At 36.9% G+C, this 20,152-nt stretch carries 11 protein-coding genes; 10 read left to right on the top strand and 1 reads right to left on the bottom strand.

Going from position 1 to position 20,152, the window contains the following annotated elements:
* The first annotated feature begins 155 nt into the window (after positions 1-155).
* Positions 156-1,325, top strand: coding sequence for a DUF4861 family protein (locus tag ASC72_RS16705; protein ID WP_056193152.1), 1,170 nt, complete (start codon positions 156-158; stop codon positions 1,323-1,325).
* A gap of 194 nt (positions 1,326-1,519) precedes the next feature.
* On the opposite strand, the gene ASC72_RS16700 is transcribed toward ASC72_RS16705, so the two are convergent.
* Positions 1,520-2,527: a LacI family DNA-binding transcriptional regulator gene (locus tag ASC72_RS16700; RefSeq protein WP_082564336.1), complete on the bottom strand. Its 1,008-nt coding sequence runs from the start codon at positions 2,525-2,527 to the stop codon at positions 1,520-1,522.
* Positions 2,528-2,753: 226 nt separating this feature from the next.
* On the opposite strand from ASC72_RS16700, the gene ASC72_RS16695 reads away from it, so the two are divergent.
* The 9 genes from ASC72_RS16695 (at position 2,754) to ASC72_RS16650 (ending at position 20,105) form a co-directional block, all read left to right on the top strand.
* On the top strand, positions 2,754-3,203 hold the full coding sequence (locus ASC72_RS16695; RefSeq protein ID WP_056193146.1) for a YhcH/YjgK/YiaL family protein: 450 nt from the start codon (positions 2,754-2,756) through the stop codon (positions 3,201-3,203).
* Positions 3,204-3,222: 19 nt separating this feature from the next.
* Complete coding sequence (locus ASC72_RS16690; RefSeq protein ID WP_056193143.1) at positions 3,223-4,035, top strand: SDR family oxidoreductase; 813 nt, start codon at positions 3,223-3,225, stop codon at positions 4,033-4,035.
* A gap of 273 nt (positions 4,036-4,308) precedes the next feature.
* Positions 4,309-5,493 carry a mannonate dehydratase gene (uxuA, locus tag ASC72_RS16685; RefSeq protein WP_056193140.1) on the top strand — a complete coding sequence of 395 codons (1,185 nt, stop codon included), beginning with the start codon at positions 4,309-4,311 and terminating at the stop codon, positions 5,491-5,493.
* Positions 5,494-5,687: 194 nt separating this feature from the next.
* Positions 5,688-7,328, top strand: coding sequence for a glycosyl hydrolase family 28-related protein (locus ASC72_RS16680; protein WP_056193137.1), 1,641 nt, complete (start codon positions 5,688-5,690; stop codon positions 7,326-7,328).
* A 216-nt stretch (positions 7,329-7,544) separates the two neighbouring features.
* Positions 7,545-11,639, top strand: coding sequence for a two-component regulator propeller domain-containing protein (locus ASC72_RS16675; RefSeq protein ID WP_056193133.1), 4,095 nt, complete (start codon positions 7,545-7,547; stop codon positions 11,637-11,639).
* 214 nt (positions 11,640-11,853) lie between these two features.
* Positions 11,854-14,856, top strand: a complete 3,003-nt coding sequence (locus ASC72_RS16665) for a TonB-dependent receptor (RefSeq protein ID WP_056193125.1) — start codon at positions 11,854-11,856, stop codon at positions 14,854-14,856.
* Between the two features lie 12 nt (positions 14,857-14,868).
* Positions 14,869-16,386 carry a RagB/SusD family nutrient uptake outer membrane protein gene (locus ASC72_RS16660; RefSeq protein WP_056193122.1) on the top strand — a complete coding sequence of 506 codons (1,518 nt, stop codon included), beginning with the start codon at positions 14,869-14,871 and terminating at the stop codon, positions 16,384-16,386.
* Positions 16,387-16,413: 27 nt separating this feature from the next.
* Positions 16,414-17,592: a glycoside hydrolase family 88 protein gene (locus tag ASC72_RS16655; RefSeq protein ID WP_056193119.1), complete on the top strand. Its 1,179-nt coding sequence runs from the start codon at positions 16,414-16,416 to the stop codon at positions 17,590-17,592.
* 191 nt (positions 17,593-17,783) lie between these two features.
* A complete protein-coding gene (locus ASC72_RS16650; protein WP_241775735.1) occupies positions 17,784-20,105 on the top strand; it encodes a glycoside hydrolase family 2 TIM barrel-domain containing protein in 2,322 nt (773 codons plus the stop codon).
* Positions 20,106-20,152: the final 47 nt, after the last annotated feature.

Here is a 20,152-nt window from a genome sequence, read left to right as displayed (position 1 = left end):
ATACTATTTTAGAAGAAATCCCACTATTTAAAAACTTTTAATAATCAGCTTCTTGTACATATTTGTCCTCATTCTGTACTTGTGTTCGGAAATTGATTCGTAAATTTAAACTTTCGTGATGATAAACATAAACAGAAAATTAAACCCTCAATATTTTGAAAAAACATATCCTATTAACTACAATCCTCGCAAGCAGCTTTGCGCTTCACTCCCAAAATAAAACCGTTACAGTTACCAATCCTCTTCCTGTTGACAGGGAATTTGAAACCGTTGAACTGACAAAAAAGTTACTCAAATTACCAAATTCTGTTAAACTGGAAGAACTTGCCGTGAAAGAAAAAGATTCCGATTTATTTCTGGAAAGCCAGGCGGTCGATAATGATGGCGACGGCAATATGGACGTTTTATTATTTCAACCGAAGATAAAGGCTTCTTCTGAAAAAGAATTTGAAATTGTTCCGGCAGCCAATACTTCAGCATCAAAAAATATTAATTGTTATTCGAGATTTGTTCCGGAGAGAACAGATGATTACGCCTGGGAAAATAATAAAGTAGCTTTTAGAACGTATGGCCCTGTGGCTCAAAAAATGGTTGAAGATAAAATTGCCGGCGGAACTCTAACCAGCGGAATTGATGCCTGGCTAAAAAGAGTCGATTATCCTATTATTAATAAATGGTACGAAAAAACCGTTTCCGGAACCGGATCGTATCATAAAGATACTGGTGAAGGTCTGGATAATTTTCAGGTTGGTCCCAGTCGTGGAATTGGCGGAATTGCTGTAAACGCAGATGGTAAATATTATTTTTCGAAGAATTTCATCAGCTGGAAAACCATTACAACAGGTCCAATCAGAACGAGTTTTATTCTAACCTACGCCGATTGGGATGCTAAGGGCAAAAAGATAACCGAATCAAAATTAATCAGTCTGGATTATGGCAGTTATTTATCCCGTTTTGAAATTCATATTAAAGGGACAAAAACAATTGCTGCCGGATTAACCCTTCATGATAAAAAAGGGACAATTGGAACCAATATTAAAGAAGGCTGGCTAAGTCATTGGGAACCTATTGAGGATTCTGAAATTGGGATGGGTTTGGTTGCTCCAAAAAATACTTTAATCAGTTTTGATAATCATGTTACAGATGAAAAAGACTTAAGCAATTTGTATGGAAACTTAAAAGTAAAAGATAAAAAAGCCGTTTATTTTGCCGGTTTCGGATGGAAAAAAGGAAGTCCGTTTCAGACGAAAGCAGAATGGGAAAAATACTTGAGTTCTTTTGCTGAGAAGATAAATAACCCGCTTGTTGTTAAGGTCCAGAAGTAAGATAAATTGCCCGCGGATTATGTGGATTTAAACCCATTATTGCCGGTTTATTGTTACTACGCATTCTTATACATTAAAACATCAAACCCGACAGGTTTTAAAACCTGTCGGGTTTGATGTTTTAATAAAATGTCATGGTAAAAAAATCCGTGCCAATCCGTTTAAATCCGTAAAATCTGTGGGCAAAAAAACTTTTATTTCCTAACCGGAAAATAATTCTCTTTCAAAATAATCTCCAACGGAATATAATGCGTTTTTTCAACTGTTTCCTGTAGTACCAGTTTTTTATATAAATGATTCACGGCCATATAACCTTGTTCTTCTGGCCTTTGGTTAATCAGGAAATCGATAATCCCTTTATTTAGGTATTCTATATTGTCTTTTAATAAATCGTAACCAATAATGCGGACACCTTTGATATTGTTTTGTTCTAAAAATCTCGCCAAAATATAAGCTCTTGAATTGGGTACAAAAACACTGTTTATTCCCGAAAACATTTCCATAGACAACTGATCTATCCCTGAATCTTTAATGGTTACTTCTGAAAATTTAAAATTGGTCAATTCGTTATGGTCCTTAAAAAACGAATAAAAACCATCAATGCGCTGCAAATAAACGGAGGTGCTTTCGATTTCCCGGGTAATCTTAAAAATCAAAATGTGTCTTTCGTTATTAACGGCAAAACTAATTAGCCTTCCGGCCAGATAGCCGCTCTGAAAAGCATCTTGCCCAACATAGGCATGCTTTTCATCACTTGAAATATTTGAATCGATCATGACAACCGGAATATTTTTCTTTTCGTATTCATTCAAAAAACGAACCGATTCTTCATAAAAAATAGGCGCAAATAATAATCCGTCGCATTCAAAATCCAAAACTTTTTCGGTTGATTCCTTAAAGGAAGTGGCATTAAAATCATAGAAAAAATAGTCTAACGCAACGCCAAATTTTCCAAATTCGACAGCGGCTTTCTCTATCCCCGTAACCTGACTTTTCCAGTATTCTATATTTTCATATTTAGGTAAGAAAACGGCAAATCGGAATTTCTTATTCAAAGCCAGATTGCTCGCCAAAATATTTCGTTTATAACCGTATTGTTCGATAATAGCATTTACCTTATCAACATTTTCTTGTGCCACCTGACCACGATTGTGAATGATTCTGTCAACAGTTCCGGGTGAAACGTTGGCCAATTCTGCTATTTTTTTTATTGTTATGATATTCTTACTTTTTAAGTTAAAACCATTTTGAAACCACGTGAATTTAATTTTTTTAAGTAAAGATAAGTTGTTTTACTTAACTTTTTCTATACATTTGTAAAAGCCCGTGTGCGTACACGTAAAATTACATAATTTACATACAAAACAATAATTTGTTTGCATTTTAAAATAATATCTCCATAAAAAAACCAAATAGAAAATTTAAAATATGATTATAGATGTTCTAAGTAATGCTGCAAAATATTGTGGTTTACATCCAAATTTCAAAAAAGCATTCGATTATTTGAGTCAAAATGATTTGCTAAATCTTGAAGATGGTGCATTTGAAATTGCAGAAGGATTAAAAGTAATCGTGATTTCAGGAGAGGGAACAACCAGAGAAGAAAGCATTAAAGGCTTTGAGTGTCATGATCAGAATATTGACATTCAGATTTCGTTAAAAGGCCCTGAAACTTTTGCCTGGAAACCAAGAGAAAAATGTGTGAATCCAAATGGAGAATATAGTGACGAAAGAGATGTTCGCTTTTTCCACGACAAGCCGGATATGTTTTTTGAATTGCAGGAAGGCCAATTTGCTATTTTATTTCCTACAGATGTTCACGCTGCCATGATTGGAGAAGGAACGTTGAAAAAAATTGTAATTAAGGTCAAAATATAAAACCAAACATAAAATTAAAATGAATTCAATATTTAATCTTGAAGGAAAAATTGCTCTTATTACCGGCGGTGCAGGTGTATTGGGAAGCAACTTTGCAAACGTTTTGGCTAAACAAGGCGTAATGGTCGGAATTGTGTCTCAATCGATTGAAAAAGCCAATAAAACAGTAGCGGCCATAGAAAGCAATGGCGGAAAAGCGTTTGCTGTACAAGCCAATGTTTTAAACAAAGAAGAATTGGAAAAAGCAAAAGATTTAATTGTAGAAAAATACGGTCGTCTTGATATTTTGATCAATGCTGCCGGAGGGAATATGCCGGGAGCCACTATACAACCTGATCAGGCTGTTTATGATATGAAAACAAACGATTTACAACAAGTAGTCGATTTGAATATCATTGGAACTATGCTTCCATCACAGGTTTTCTCTGAACTTTTTGCCAAACAAAAAGAAGGAAATATTATCAATATTTCATCAACATCAGCACAAAGACCTTTAACGCGTGTGGTGGGTTATTCGGCAGCAAAAGCGGCAATTGATAATTTCACCAAATGGATGTCGGTTGAACTGGCTTCAAAATATGGAGAAGGCATTCGTGTCAATGCTATTTCACCGGGTTTTTTCATTGGCGAACAAAACAGAGCTTTATTGTTGACTCCGGAAGGAAAATTAACACCAAGAGGTGAAAAAATTATTGACCACACTCCTATGGGAAGATTTGGAAAACCAGAAGATATTGACGGTGCTCTTTTATTTTTATGCAGTGACATGTCCAAATTTGTTACCGGTACAATTATAGTAGTAGACGGCGGGTTTGCCGCTACCAGTATTTAAAATTGAATTACGTTTCCTGCAAGGCTTTCAAAACCTTGTAGGTATATTCAGTTCATCCCAAGATTAGGGGTTTAATAAAATGAGAAATGTTCTTGTGAAAATGAGTGCCCTAGCCCCGATAGTAGTGGAAATCCTTTTGTGACGGTCCCAAGGCTTGGGAGGCATAAAAGATTGTAGCGACTAGCAGGAATAGCTCCTGAAAAAAAATTAATAAATATACCTGCACGGTTTTGTCCCGAAGCTTCGGGATTGCAGGACAAAAAACGAATAAAAATGGAACAAACATTAAGATGGTTCGGACCAAACGATCCGGTTTCTTTACAAGATATTAAACAAACCGGCGCTACGGGAATTGTTACTGCATTACACCATATTCCGAACGGACAAGTATGGGAAATTGAAGAAATCATTAAACGAAAAGTAGAAATTGAACATGAAAACGGAGATCCTAAAAAAGGGGCTTCCGGATTGACATGGTCGGTTGTAGAAAGCATTCCGGTTCACGAGGACATCAAGAAACAAACAGGAAACTATCTTCAATACATTGAAAATTATAAAGAAAGTATTCTAAATCTGGCGTTATGCGGTATAAAATGCATTTGTTATAATTTCATGCCAGTTCTGGATTGGTCAAGAACTGATCTATCTTATGAAGTTGAAGATGGTTCAAAAGCATTGCGTTTTGATATTAATGCATTTGCGGCTTTTGAATTGTTTATTTTGAAAAGACCGGGGGCAGAAAAAGAATATTCCTCAGAGCAAATCGAAAAGGCGACGAAATACTTTCACGCCATGACTGATGAAGATAAGGTAAAATTACAGCAAAATATATTGGCAGGGCTTCCGGGTGCTGAAGAGGCCTATTCCGTAGAAGATTTTCTGGTAACGTTGAGCGCTTATAATCATATTGACAGAGAAGCTTTAAAGAAAAACCTTTTCTCCTTTTTGAAGGAAATCATTCCGGTTGCTGAGAGCAAAGGCGTTTTAATGGCGATTCACCCAGACGATCCACCCTACCCGATTTTAGGTCTGCCAAGAGTTGTAAGTACGGAAGAAGATTTGATTGAATTGATGGCCGCTGCCCCCTCTAAATCAAACGGATTTACGATGTGTACCGGTTCATACGGCGTAAGAGCTGATAATGATTTACCGGGAATCGTAAGACGTCACGGTGATAAAATGAACTTTATTCATTTGAGAAGTACACAACGAGATGAAGAAGGAAGTTTCTACGAAGCCAATCATCTGGAAGGCGATGTTGATATGTACGAAGTTGTAAAAGCGATCATTGAAGTAGAAAAAAGAAATAACAGCCAATTGCCTATGCGTCCGGATCACGGACACCAGATGCTGGATGATTTGAAGAAAAAGACAAATCCTGGTTATTCTGCCATTGGACGTTTGAGAGGTCTGGCCGAATTACGAGGGCTTGAAATAGGAATTAAAAGAACTTTATAAAGTTTTGCCACCAAGGCACTAAGACACCAAGTTATTTAAAGCCATAGATTACGGGATTGAAATGATTTTTTCTCGCAAATTTTGCTCTCATTTTTGTGATTTCTCCTCGGTCGAAATGACAAGATTACGGTAAAAACTTTGCGCCTTTGTGCCTTCGGCGGACCAAAACCTAACTAACCAAAATAACCACAACCATGAACCGTCAAACCATTATTATTTGTTGCAGTTTTTTTGTAAATAGTATTTTAATGGCGCAGCAAACACCCAAAATACTTACCGATTCAAAAACAAATTATCTGCCTGATTTTAGTTACGCCGGCTATCATTTCGGTGAAAGCCAAATTCCGGAATCTGGAGGAAAAATTGTGAATGCAACAGATTTTGGTGTAAAAGCAAATGATGGTTTAGATGATTCTAAAGCTTTACTAAAAGCTATAAAAGCAGCAAGCTCAACTGAAGGAAATGTAGTTTTACAATTGCCAGCAGGGCGAATTATTCTGAGTGAAATTTTGTATATCGAAAGAAGCAATTTCGTGCTTCGTGGCGCAGGTTCCGGTGAAAGCGGAACCGAAATGTACTGCCCCAGACCGATGATGTATCTTAAAGATCCGGAATCATTGGCAGAGCTTCGTGAATACCTAACTACTTTTGATAAAAGGCAGCGCGAACCAGAAAACAATATCGATTTGCCTTTTTCACAATATGCCTGGTCCGGCGGTTTTATCTGGACGCAGGTTCCAAACGAACGCGTAAAGTCGTATTTGGATAAATACGAACCGACTCCAAATATCCTTGCCAAAGTGAGTTCCGGAAATATGGGCGAACATGTCATTACTGTTTCGGATATAAAAGGATTGAAAGTTGGCGATATTGTCGAACTTCAATTGTTTAATAAAGATGGCAAAAATGGTGAAATCGTTCGAGATTTATACAAAGGCGCCAAAGTAAAACCGGGTTCTCATCATTGGAACTTCCCAAAATTGCCAATCGTTCGACAGCAAGTTGAAATCACTAAAATTTCAAACTCAAAAATTACCATCAAAACACCTTTGACCATTGCGATAAAACCAAGTTATCAGGCGCAATTGGTGGAATGGAAACATTTAAATGAGGTGGGTATTGAACATATCCGTTTTACTTTTCCCGATATTCCGAGAGTCGCGCATCATGTTGAGCCTGGAAATAATGCGATCTTTTTAACGCGTTTATTTAATAGCTGGGTTAAAGATATTGTTATTACAAATTCAGACAGCGGGATTCTGGCAGAGGAAGATTCCAATGTTACGATTCAGGATATTGTAACCGATGGACCACATATGGCACATTATACCGTAACTTTAGGCGGTGTACATAATATTTTAGTAAAGAATCTTAAAATTTATAATAAAACAGTTCACCCTTTGAGCTTCAATACATTTGCTACAAAAAATGTATATCAAAATTGTGAAATTTTTGCTGAACCGCTATTAGATCAGCATTCAGGAGCGAATCACCAGAATTTATTTGACCATATTACAGTTCATATCAATCTGGATAAAAACAATAGTTATCTCTTGTTTGGCGGAGGTGGCGCTGATTACTGGAAACCTTCACACGGGCCTTTCAGCACCTTTTGGAATTTAAATGTTCAGGTTGAAAAACCAGCTGATAGTGCAAAACCGATTTTATTATACGGAATGAAAGACGGCCCATTCGCGCGAATTATTGGCGTGAACGGCAATGCTAAATTCGAAGTAAAATACGAACCTGATGCTTATATTGAATTTTTAAATACATCGCTGGATAAAGTGCCATCATTATATGATTATCAATTGCAAAGGCGGTTAAAAAAATAATCTCGCAAAGTCGCGAAGTCGCAAAGTTTTTTTTAAACTGAACTTTTTAAGTTTTTGCTACTTTGTCGAAAATTATAACGTTAAAAATCTTTGTCAAAGTTTTGAGCTTTGACAAAGAAAAGAAACTAAAAAAAACTAAAACTTTGCGACTCTGCGCCTTTGCGAGATTAAAAAAAGTTTTGCTACTTTGAACCTCTGTACCTTAAAAAAATCGCCATGAAATACAAAATAGCTTTTCTGGTTTTAGTATTTATTTCCGGGAATATATTCTCCCAAAATAAATATCGTCTCAAAAATATCTCTACGACTGACGGGCTTTCGCAGAGCTCTGTCATTGCTATTCATCAGGATAGGTTTGGGCAAATGTGGTTTGGTACGCGCGATGGCCTGAATAAATATGACGGCAGCCACTTTACGATTTTTAGAAATGATGTTGCCAATAAATTATCTATCAGCAACAATGATATTTTGGCTATTGAAGAAGACAATTCGGGAAAAATTTGGGTGGGGACCTATAACGGACTAAATTGTTATAATCCTGTCACCAATACTTTTACAAGATATCTGCACACCAAAAACAATCATACCATAAGCGGAAATGCCATCTGGAGCATCAGGGAAATTGGCGATGAAATGTGGTTTGGAACTTCAAAAGGGCTGACTATTTACAATAAAAAAACCGGTCAATTTACCTCTACATTTCATTCTGATACCGATAATACAACGCTTCCGAGCAATAATATTCTGAGTATTTTAAAAACCAAAAAAGGCCAAATCTGGATTGGAACAACAAAAGGGTTATGCGTATTGACGAGTAGAAAAAACAGAAAATTTTCTTTTAAAAATTACCCTTTAAATGCTAGTGATTTGTTGACCGTACAGGCGCTTGCTGAAGATCGTGACAATAACATCTGGGTTGGAACAAAAAACAAAGGACTTCTAAAATTTAGTCCGGCAACAAATAAGTATGTTTCTTTTTTATCTGCTGAAAAATTACGTGAACTCAACACTGATATTCGTGCCTTGACTATTGACAATGAAGGTTCTTTATGGATTGGTGCTTATGACGGAATTTATATTTTGGGTCAGGATAAAAGCATTGAAAAAATAAACAACAGCAACAATAACAACGGAATTGATAAAGTAAAATCGGTTTTTCTGGATAAAAAAGGTTCTGTTTGGATTGGTTGTTATTACAAAGGCGTGAATATTTGGGATGTATCGAATGTGAATTTTTCCAATTACAATCAGAATTCGAAAAAGATTCCCATGAGTTTTGATGTCGTGAGCTCCATAATTTCGGATAAAAACAAAAACATCTATTTTGGAACAGAAGGTGGCGGAATCACCATTTACAATTCCAATACAGGATCTACAAATTACATCAACAGCAAAAGTGGCCAAACGACCAAAAACGATATTAAATCGATGTGTCTTGCCGAAGACAATATCTTGTGGATGGGAACTTTCTCCAAAGGAATCTCAGCTTATAACACTATTTCTAAAAGAATTGAAGACAACCGAATTTCATCTGAATTAAATGGTTTATTGAAAGATACAGGTGTTTACTCCATCAAAACAGAAGCAAACGGGATCTTGTGGATTGGTACTTTTAGCAAAGGATTGATTCGGTACAATACCATTTCTAAAACTTTTCAGATTATTGGGAACGATAATACAAAACCCAATTATTTAACCAATAATATCGTCAGAACAATTTTAGTCGACAGGCAAAAAAGACTTTGGGTGGGAACACAAAACGGACTGAATCTTATGGCGCTGTCCAATTTTCAACCTAATAAATACGCCATAAAACATTTCTTTTTTGATGCTGCAGCTTTAGCAGGAGATGATATTTTGACGTTGTTTCAGGATTCTCAAAACAAAATTTGGGTCGGAACAAAAGCAAAAGGACTGCATTATTTTGATGGAAAGAAATTCAACAGAATAAATCTTAAAATAGGAAATACGGTCATTACTTCTATCCATTCTATTTTAGAAGATAATGATAAAAACCTTTGGATCAGTACCAATCAGGGGATTATAAAATACAGCACCACCCGAAAAACAGTTGTGATTTACGATCAAAAAGACGGTTTGGCGAGCAATGAATTTAATGACAATTCGGCCTTAAAATTGGGTGACAATAAATTTTATTTCGGAAGTCCGTCTGGTGTCACTTATTTTGATGCCCGAAAAATTTCCCTAAATCAATTTGTGCCTCAGGTTTTAATTACCGATTTGAAAATCAAAAATGAAACGATTAATCCTCAGGATTCAACCCAAATTTTAGAGAAAAGCATCGGTTATACCAAAAACATCACATTGGATTATGACAAGGCAAATTTCTCGATCAATTTTGCGATTCCGAATTACATTCGTTCAAAAAACAATCAATACAGTTATCGCTTAACTGGACTGGAAAATACCTGGACCATTACCAAAAATACAGAAGCCATTTATGCGATTCAGAATCCGGGAACGTATGTTTTTGAAGTACGTGGTGCTAACAATGATGGTGTTTGGAATAAAGTTCCCACTACCCTGACGGTTGTTGTAAATCCGGCTCCGTGGCGCAGTATTTGGGCGTTTTTATTGTACGGAATTATAATTGGTTCAGCCTTATACGGCTTGATCTGGATTATGAAATCAAAAGCCAGACTGAAGCAAAAACTCGAATTGGAGTATCTGGAAACCAAACGTATTGAAGAAAACAACAGGGCAAAACTGGATTTCTTCACTAATATCTCGCACGAATTCAGAACACCCTTAACCTTGATTTTAGGGCCGTTACAACAGATTTTATCCAACTATAACGGGACAAATGAAATGTACAAAAAGTTGCTGGTGATTGAAGGAAGTGCCAATCATCTTTTAAGCCTGATTAACCGTTTGATGGATTTCAGGAAACTCGAAAACGATCAGGTTAAATTAGAATCTGCCAATGGAAATATCGTAAAATTCACCAAAGAAATCTTTTTGTCTTTTATAGAATATGCCAAAGACGGCGGCTACTATTATACGTTTGAAGCTGCTGAAGAAGAGATTCTGGTGTATTATGATCGCTATAAATTGGAGCGTGTTTTTTATAACTTGATTTCGAATGCGTTTCGTTATACGCCAAAAGGCGGAACTATCAACATCAAAATCGATCACGATCACGAAAACTTATTTATCGCCGTAGAAGATTCAGGAGCTGGAATTGCCGAGGAACATATTGATAAAATTTTTGATTTGTTTTTTGAAGTTCCGTTGCACAACAATGTTCAGAAAAACTATAATAAAGGAACCGGAATTGGTTTATCAATAGTGAAAAATATTGTCAAACTTCATAAAGGAAATATTGATGTAACCAATAAAGAAACTGGCGGCGTTGTTTTTAAAGTAACGCTTCCTTTAGGTCGTGCGCATCTTTCAGATGATGAAATAATTCAGGATTTTAAAATTAGTGATGACATTGTTCAATACACGAATCAACTGGAAACTGCAGAAGTAACAGAACCGGAAGATATCGAGGACTTCGTTGTAAGTGCTGAGAAACAAACTATTCTGCTAGTCGAAGATCATAAGGTTTTACGAACCTTCATGAAAAATTTACTCAAAAAAGAGTACAATATTATTGAAGCTGAAAACGGTAAAATTGCCTTCGAAAAAGCAGTACAATTTGTTCCGAATTTAATTATCAGCGATGTTATTATGCCCGAAATGGTTGGGACAGAGCTTTGTTCAAAAATAAAATCGAACCTAAAAACGAGTCATATTCCGGTTATATTACTGACTTCGAGATCGTCATTGGTTTACAAATTCGAAGGACTCGAAAGCGGTGCCGATGACTATATCAGTAAACCTTTTAATTTAATGGAATTCAAACTTCGCGTTAAAAACCTTTTGAATTCAACGGAAAGACTCAAAAACAAATTTGCCAGCGAAGACAATTTTGTACCATCTGAAATTACAGTTTCTTCTCTGGATGAAGAACTGTTAAAAAAGGCATTCAAAATTGTGGAAGAGAACATTTCAAATGAACAATTTGATATTCCGTTTTTCTGTTCTGAATTAGGCGTGAGCCGAACCATGTTGTTCTTAAAAATTAAAGCATGGACAAACTATACACCAAATGAATTTATTCATGAAATACGATTAAAACGTGCCGCTCAATTATTGGAACAAAACAAACTTAATGTTTCTGAAGTGAGTTATAAAGTTGGCTTTAATAATCCGAAATACTTCAGCAAATGCTTCCAGAAAAAGTACGGAGAGACTCCGTCACAATTTGCTGACAAATTTTCAAAACCTATGTCGGTAATTTAAAAAAACCACTGTTTTCAAGGCTTAAAAAAGGGTATCTGTATTTTTAGATACCCTTTTTTGTATTTCTATATCGTTTGCGCACCCTACATTTGCCTTATGAAAATCAGAAAAACAAAATTCTTATTGCTGCAAATCCTCTTCATGCTGCTAATAATCGGAATGAGTTTATTGCTTTTTTATTTTATCTGACATTAACCTTAAAACCAAAAAATGAATGTTTACAAACCAAAAAATTAAATCGCTTAAATGGTGTTTTCTGGTACTCTTCTTACTAGTCAATATCGTGATGAATGCACAGGAAAGAAAAGTCACCGGAAAAGTTACTTCCAGCGAAGATTTACTTGGACTTCCTGGTGCTAATGTTTATATCAAAGGATCTTCTGTTGGAGCATCTGCAGATATGGACGGGAATTATACTGTAATAGTCTCAGAAAAAAATGCAGTCTTGGTTTTCAACTATGTAGGATATCAAACTGTAGAAGTTCCGCTGGGAAACAAAACAGTCGTAAATGTGAGCTTAAAAGCAGATACCAAAAATCTTGACGAAGTTGTCGTTGTAGGTTACGGTACCCGCAAAAAGAGCGACATTACAGGTTCTGTATCATCGGTAACGGCAAAAGAATTGACAGCTTATCCTTTATTAAATGCAGAAATGGCTTTACAAGGTCGGGCTGCAGGGGTGTCGGTACAATCGAATAATGGTGGTGAGCCGGGTGCTCCGGTAAAAATCAGGGTTCGTGGAGGAACATCAATCAATGCAAGTGGAGATGCCCTTATTGTTGTTGATGGGTTTGCAGGCGCTTCTATGCCGGCTCCCCAGGATATTGCTTCCATTGAAATTTTAAAAGACGCATCGGCTACGGCTATTTACGGATCAAGAGGTTCAAACGGGGTTATCATGGTTACGACTAAAAAAGGAAAACCAGGTACACCGGTTATTGAATTCAGCAATTCCACTTCGACACAATCGGTAAACAACCAATTAGATTTACTTAACGGAGATCAGTTTGTAGCTTACAGAAAAAGTTTTACCACGCATACTTCTGGCGGAGCAAACACAGACTGGCAGGATGTTATTTATCGTGACGGAATGATTTCGAATTCACAATTATCATTTTCAGGTGGTTCGGACAAAATCAGATATTATGTTTCCGGAAATTATTACAATCAAAACGGAGTGGTAATCAATTCAGGAATTGACAAATACACCATCGTAAGTAATATTGAGGCTGATTTGAGCGACAAGTTTAAAATTGGTTTGAATTTATTTACAAGCAAGCAAAACAAAGATGGAATTATCAGCCAGACTGGGGCCGGAGGAACTGGGGCCGCAGGTGTAATTGCTTCTGCATACCGATTTATGCCGGATAAAGGAATCTACAATGCAGACGGATCTTATACCACTACAGCTCCAATTGGAGATGATATTGACAATCCATACGCAACCGCTATGGAAAATATTCTGGAAGTAATCAACATTACCAACAGAAGTAATTTCTTCGCTTCGTACCAAATCACCAAAGATTTAAATTTCAAAACGACTTTAGGATTAACAGAATCTAATTCTCAAACCGGAAGATATATTCCGTCTACTTTAATTGCAGGAAAAAATATCAAAGGAGAAGCTTCTGTCAACAATACGAGATTTTCTTCTTTCTTAACAGAGAATTATTTGACGTATAAACATGAAATTATGCAAAAAGGAATCCTAACCGTTCTTGGAGGTTATTCGTATCAAAAAAACACAAACGAAAATTCGTATGCGGCTTCAAGAGGATTTTTAACGAATACCAATTCTTATCATAATTTAGGTGCCGGAACTGTGTTCTTAAAACCAGATTCAGGATTGTCTGAAACCGAATTAATTTCTGCTTTCGGAAGGTTGAATTTTGATTACGATGATAAATACTTATTTACTTTCACAGCACGTCGCGACGGTTCATCCAGTTTCAGTAAAAATTACAAATATGGAACTTTCCCTTCCGGAGCCGTGGGTTGGAATATTGCTAAAGAAGATTTCTTAAAGGACAACAAAACAGTTTCAAATCTTAAATTGAGAGCGAGTTACGGTGCCACCGGAAATCCGTCAATTGGAGCCTACTCTACCTTATCAAGATTCTCAGAAATTTACGATGTGAGTGGCGATGTAATTGTAAATGCGGTTCAGTTGACTTCTTTGGACAATCCGAACTTAAAATGGGAAACATCTTATCAACAGGATTACGGAATTGATTTAGGTTTATTTGATAACAGAATCAGTCTAACAGCAGATTATTACAAGACAATTACCAAAGATTTGTTGTTCAACAGACCATTACCGGGGATTTCAGGAATTGCTTCCCAGCTTCAAAATGTGGGAGAATTAGAAAACAAAGGCTGGGAATTGGGTATCAATACGAAAAACTTCATTGGAGCAGATTTTACATGGTCAACGAACTTTAATATCTCTTCAAACAAAAATAAGGTATTGAAATTAGCGGATAATAAAGATTTATTAATCAACTCTGCTCCCGGGCATTTCCTTGCTACAGAATCTCAAATTTTAAGAGTTGGTGAGCCGGTTGGTTCTTTCTTCGGATTTATTTATGATGGTGTGATTCAGCAAGGTGAAACAGTACTTCCGGGGAATTTTGAAACGGCTCCGGGTGGTGAAAAATTCAGAGACTTTAATGGTGACGGAAAATTGGACTCCAATGATAAAACGATTATCGGGAATCCAAACCCGGATTTCATCTTCGGATTGAATAATGACTTCACTTATAAAAATCTGGATTTGAACATTTTCTTTCAGGGTTCAGAGGGAAACCAAATCTTGAATTATACTTTAATGGAACTGGCTTCAGGAAACAACAATGCAACGATGGAAGTTCTGGATGCCTGGACGCCAACAAATACGGATACTAATGTTCCGGCAAATGCAGCAAGAACCAAAAGAATCACTTCAAGATTTGTGTATGATGCAAGTTACATCCGTTTGAAAAACGTTTCTATTGGATATAGTTTAGATGATAAAGTGGTTTCAAAAATGGGGTTAAGCAAAGTTCGTTTCTACGTTAGTGCACAAAACCTTTGGACCATTACAGATTATCCTGGATCCGATCCTGAGGTAAATTACCTGAATGATACTAATGCCAGAAGTAATACCAACTTAGGACTCGATTATGGAAGCTATCCAAACGTGAAAACATTCACTTTTGGTTTCAATTTAAAATTTTAACAGAATCATATTATGAAAAAATATATAGCCTTATTTTTCCTGGGAATATTCGCTTTTGGCTGCTCTGATCTAGAAGAAAAGCCGGTTGGAATCATTCGCCCTGAAAACTTTTTTAACAATACAGACGACTTACAAGCCGCTGTAAATGGAGCATTTGCTAACATTGCCCACAATAATTACTGGGGAAGAGAATTTACAATCGCCCTGATGTTGCGCGATGACATGGCCGATATTGGCGACAGAACCACTCAGGCTGCCCGTATCGATGTAAATGATATGACAATGAACGATACCAACGCATTGGTTGCCAATTTCTGGCCGCAGTCGTATATCATTATCACAGCTGCCAATCAAGCTATTGAAGGTGCTAAAAAAACGCCCGGAGATCCGGCAAAAGTAAACGCCATTGTAGCTCAGGCTTATTTTGCAAGAGCTTTTGCTTACTATCATTTGGTTCGTGTTTTTGGCGATATTCCGTATGTTGATTTTGTTGTAAATGATGTTTCTCAGGTGAACTCCTTAGGTAAAACCAAAGAAGCCGATGTATATCCTAAAATTATAGCCGATTTAGAATTTGCAAAACAATGGCTGGAAGACAAGCCAAAAGTAAAAGCGGTGCCCGGAAAAGGTACAGCTGCAGGTTATTTGGCTTCTGTTTATTTGACATTAGGAAACTATCAAAAAGCATATGATGAAGCAAAATATGTGATTAACAATGAAGCTAAATTTGGTTTAGGTTTAGATGCTGATTTTCAGGATTTATTCAACGCTACAAAAGCGGCAGCCTTAAAAGAGCCTTTGTTCACAATTGACTTCAATAACTTAGTATCAGGGAATTACGGTCAGGATTATACCGCGTTTTTTACAGGTTCTTTAAAAGATGACAGTTACAGCTACGGACAGGGATTCTCTGTTGCAGTGCCTTCTTTAAAAGTTTTTAATGACTGGGATCAAAGAGATTACAGAAGAGCGGTAAGTTTTGATACCATTATCAGAAAGAAAACCGGACCAGGCGGAGCATTGCAGGTCTATCCTTCAAGTGATAATGAAAAAGCACCTCGTCCGCATATTGCCAAATATTACCGTTTTCCGGGAAAAGCCGGTGCTAACGGAAGAACTTCGCAACACAATTATATCACAATGCGTTATGCTGAAGTTTTGTTGACTGCTGCTGAAGCCTTAAATGAAATTACACCGGGAACTACAGAAGCTGATGGTTATGTAAACCGAGTGCGTGCAAGAGCAAGAAATAAAGCAGGAAAACAAGTTTCTTTTCCAGCAAATGTACCTCCGGGACTTTCGAAAGTTGATTTCAAAAAAATGGTCATCAATGAAAGAAGATTAGAATTGGCTTTTGAATATATCAGATGGTACGATATCAAAAGGCTGAAAAACGGACCTGAAGTATTTGGTCCAAATGGCTTTGAGCCACATGCGAATTTTGATCCAAACAAAGATTATTTATTCCCATTACCAGGAACAGAATTAGCAATCAATCCTAATTTAAAACCGAACAATCCCGGTTATTAAAACATTTAGATTAATTAATTAGTAAGTATGAATAAAGTTAGTTCATCAGTTTTAATTCTCGGATTTGCACTACTGGCATCGTGCAAGTCCGGGATTAATTCTCAGACCAAAACCACATCAGCTTCAGAAAATCTTCTGGAGAAAAGATATAAAATGCTGCTTGATTATCCGGTGGACTCCATGTCGATGCCGCGCAGCATGACCATCAAAACCAATACCATAAAAAAAGTTCCTTCGAGAGACTGGACAAGCGGTTTCTTTGCCGGAAACTTATGGCAATTGTACCGATTGACAGATAATGAAGCTTATAAAAATCAGGCGCAAAAATGGACTCCTTTTAGCAAAAAAGAAAGTGTAAATAGTAATTCGCACGACGTTGGATTCAAAGTGTTTTGCAGTTTTGGAGAAGCGCTAAAAGTGGAAAACAAAGAAGAATATAAAGCCGTAATTATTAAAGGTGCCGAAACACTATGTACACGCTTTAATGCCAAAGTGGGCGCCATCAGATCCTGGGATTTCAACAAGGAAATTTGGGGTTATCCGGTTATCATTGACAACATGATGAATTTAGAATTGCTTTTTGAAGCCTCTAAATTATCCGGAAATAAAAAGTATCAGGACATTGCGATTCAGCATGCCAATACGACTCTTAAAAATCAATTCAGGTCAGACAATAGCTGTTATCACGTTATTGATTATGATCCAGCTACTGGAGCGGTTAGAAAGAAAACAACACTTCAGGGCTTTAATGATGACTCTGTTTGGGCTCGCGGGCAAGGCTGGGCGGTATACGGATTCACAATGTCATACCGATATACCAAAGATCCGGCTTACTTAAAACAAGCCGAAGCAACTGCCAAATTTTTCATGACCCATAAAAATTTGCCTGAAGACGGGATTCCGTATTGGGATTTTAAAGATCCTGCAATACCCAATTCAGCGCGTGATGTTTCTGCTGCCACTATTATGGCTTCTGCTTTGTATGAATTGCAGGGTTATACTAAGAACAAAAGTTATTTGGCTTTCGCCGATAAAATAATGACTTCTCTAAATTCAGATCGATACATTTTAAGTGATGCTGTAAAGGCACCATTTATTCTCGATCACAGCACCGGAAACTGGCCAAAACATGACGAAATCGACGAACCTATAATTTATGCCGATTATTATTTTCTGGAGGCATTATTACGAAAGAGTAACAAATAAGTTGCAAAGGGACAAAGGTGTAAAGAGACAAAGGTTTTGAACCTCTGAACCTTTGAACCTTTAAGCCTTTGAACCTGAAAAAAGCTTTATAATCAATGACAAATCAACCGCATCACCATAACAAACTTATTATTTTTGCTCTTTTTGTTTTTTTTCAGATTTGTCTGAGCAGCAGTTTTGCTCAGACAAAAATGAATATTAATGACAATTGGCTGTATTTAGAAAATCATACTCCTAACCTTTCCGAAGCTCAAAAAGCTACAAACTGGAATACCATAAATTTACCACACAGCTGGAACGCCCAAGACGCTACCGACTTAAATCCGGGATACAGAAGAGATGCAAGCTGGTATCAAAAGAAATTAAATATTTCTCAAATAGATAAAAACCGACGTTATTCTTTATATTTTGAAGGTTCTAATGTCACTACAAAAGTATATGTAAACGCTAAAGAAGCCGGCGGACATATTGGTGGTTATATCGGATTTACGATTGACATCACCAACTTAATCAAAGAAGGAAACAACGATATTTTTGTACGCGTTGATAATAGTTATGACATCGAAATAATTCCGTCCCAAAAGAGCGACTTCTTTATTTATGGAGGAATTACAAGAGATGTCTGGCTGTTGTCTCAATACAAAAATCACATCGATAATTTAAAAATTACTACTCCTGAAGTTTCTGCTAAAAAAGCTTCGGTACAAATTCTGGCTTCGACAATAAATGCAGAAAATGCTGCTTTATCATTAACCGTTATTCTTAAAAATCCGAAAGGAAAAAAAGTGGCCAGTAAAACGATTCCTGTTTCAGATAAAACATCGAATATCACTTTTGAGAATATTAAAAACCCGGAATTGTGGGATACCGATAATCCGAATTTATATTGCGTAACCGTTATTTTATCTGAGAAAAATCAAATTAAAGACAGCGTTAGCGAAAAAGTAGGATTCAGATGGTTTGAGTTTAAAGATCACGGTCCTTTTTACCTGAACGGAAAAAGATTGCTGATTCGCGGTACACATCGCCATGAAGAACAAGCCGGTGTTGGCGCTGCCATGAGCAACGAACAACATTGGGCAGATATGAAATCCATCAAAAATATGGGGGCTAATTTTGTTCGTCTGGCGCATTATCCGCAAGATCCCGAAGTTTATAAAGCTTGTGATGAACTTGGACTTTTAGTTTGGGATGAACTGCCTTGGTGTCGTGGTGGAATTGGCGGTGAGCTTTGGCAAACGAATACCAAGAATATGCTGGCAGAAATCATCAGTCAAAATTACAATCATCCGAGTATTATAATTTGGTCTTTGGGCAATGAAATGAACTGGCTTCCAGATTTTCCTGATGGAGATAATACAGCCAAAACGAATGTCTTTTTAACCGAATTAAACGACCTCGCACACAAACTTGATCCGACCAGAAAAACCGCAATCAGAAAGTATTATGAAGGTTCACAGATTGTGGATGTCTTCTCCCCTTCTATCTGGTCTGGCTGGTATTCGGGAAGCTACAAAAGTTACCAAAAAGCCATTGACGTTTACAAGAAAGAATACAAACACTTTATCCACGCCGAATATGGCGGAGACAGTCACGTTGGCCGTCACAGCGAAAAACCGGTTACAGGCGAAAATGTTATAAAAGCTGAAGGATGGGAAGAAGCTATTGTACAAACCAAAGTAGCCAATATTGCACAAATTGGTGATTGGAGTGAGAATTATATCGTTGATTTATTCGACTGGCATTTGCATATATCCGAAAATGCCCCAACGTTCGTAGGGAATGTACAATGGGCATTTAAGGATTTTGCAACGCCTTTGAGGCCTGAAGATGATATTCCGTACATGAACCAAAAAGGATTGGTGGACCGGAACGGGATTCCAAAAGATGCATACTATGTTTTTAAAAGTTACTGGAGCAAAGAACCGTTTACCTACATCGAATCGCATACCTGGACCGAGCGTCAGGGGCCTGAAAATACACCGAGAATACTGAGTGTTTTCAGTAATTGTGAAAAAGTGACTTTGTATCACGATGGTAAATCACTCGGAGAAAAATTGAGAAATCTTTCGCTATATCCTGCAAATGGTTTAACTTGGGATGTCAATTTTAAAAAAGGAGACAATATTCTGGTGGCCATTGGTAAAAATAAAGAAGGAAAAACGGTTTCAGATACTTTAAAAGTCAACTATCGTTTCAACAAAAATGATACGGCAACTTCATTACAGTTGTCATCACAAAAATTAAAAAATGGCAATTACCTGGTTACCGCAACGGCGATTGACAGTAATAATTTGCGTTGTCTTGATTATGAAGAAAGTGTTTATTTCCAATGCATGAAAGGCGGAACAACGATGAAAAATCAGGGAACACCAACCGGAAGTGAATCAATAAAAATGGCAAATGGAAAAGCATCGATTGAAGTGATACCTGATGGCTCCGGTGCACCCATTGAAATGACAGCTCTGAACCAGAGTTTTAAAGGCGAATATTTGAAGATCCCGATTGAATAAAATGCTTACTTAACCGCAAAGTTCGCAAAGTGAAAACGTAAAGTTCG

The organism is Flavobacterium sp. Root420, assembly GCF_001427905.1.
GTDB lineage: Bacteria > Bacteroidota > Bacteroidia > Flavobacteriales > Flavobacteriaceae > Flavobacterium.
This window is presented reverse-complemented; position numbering and strand designations above follow the sequence as displayed.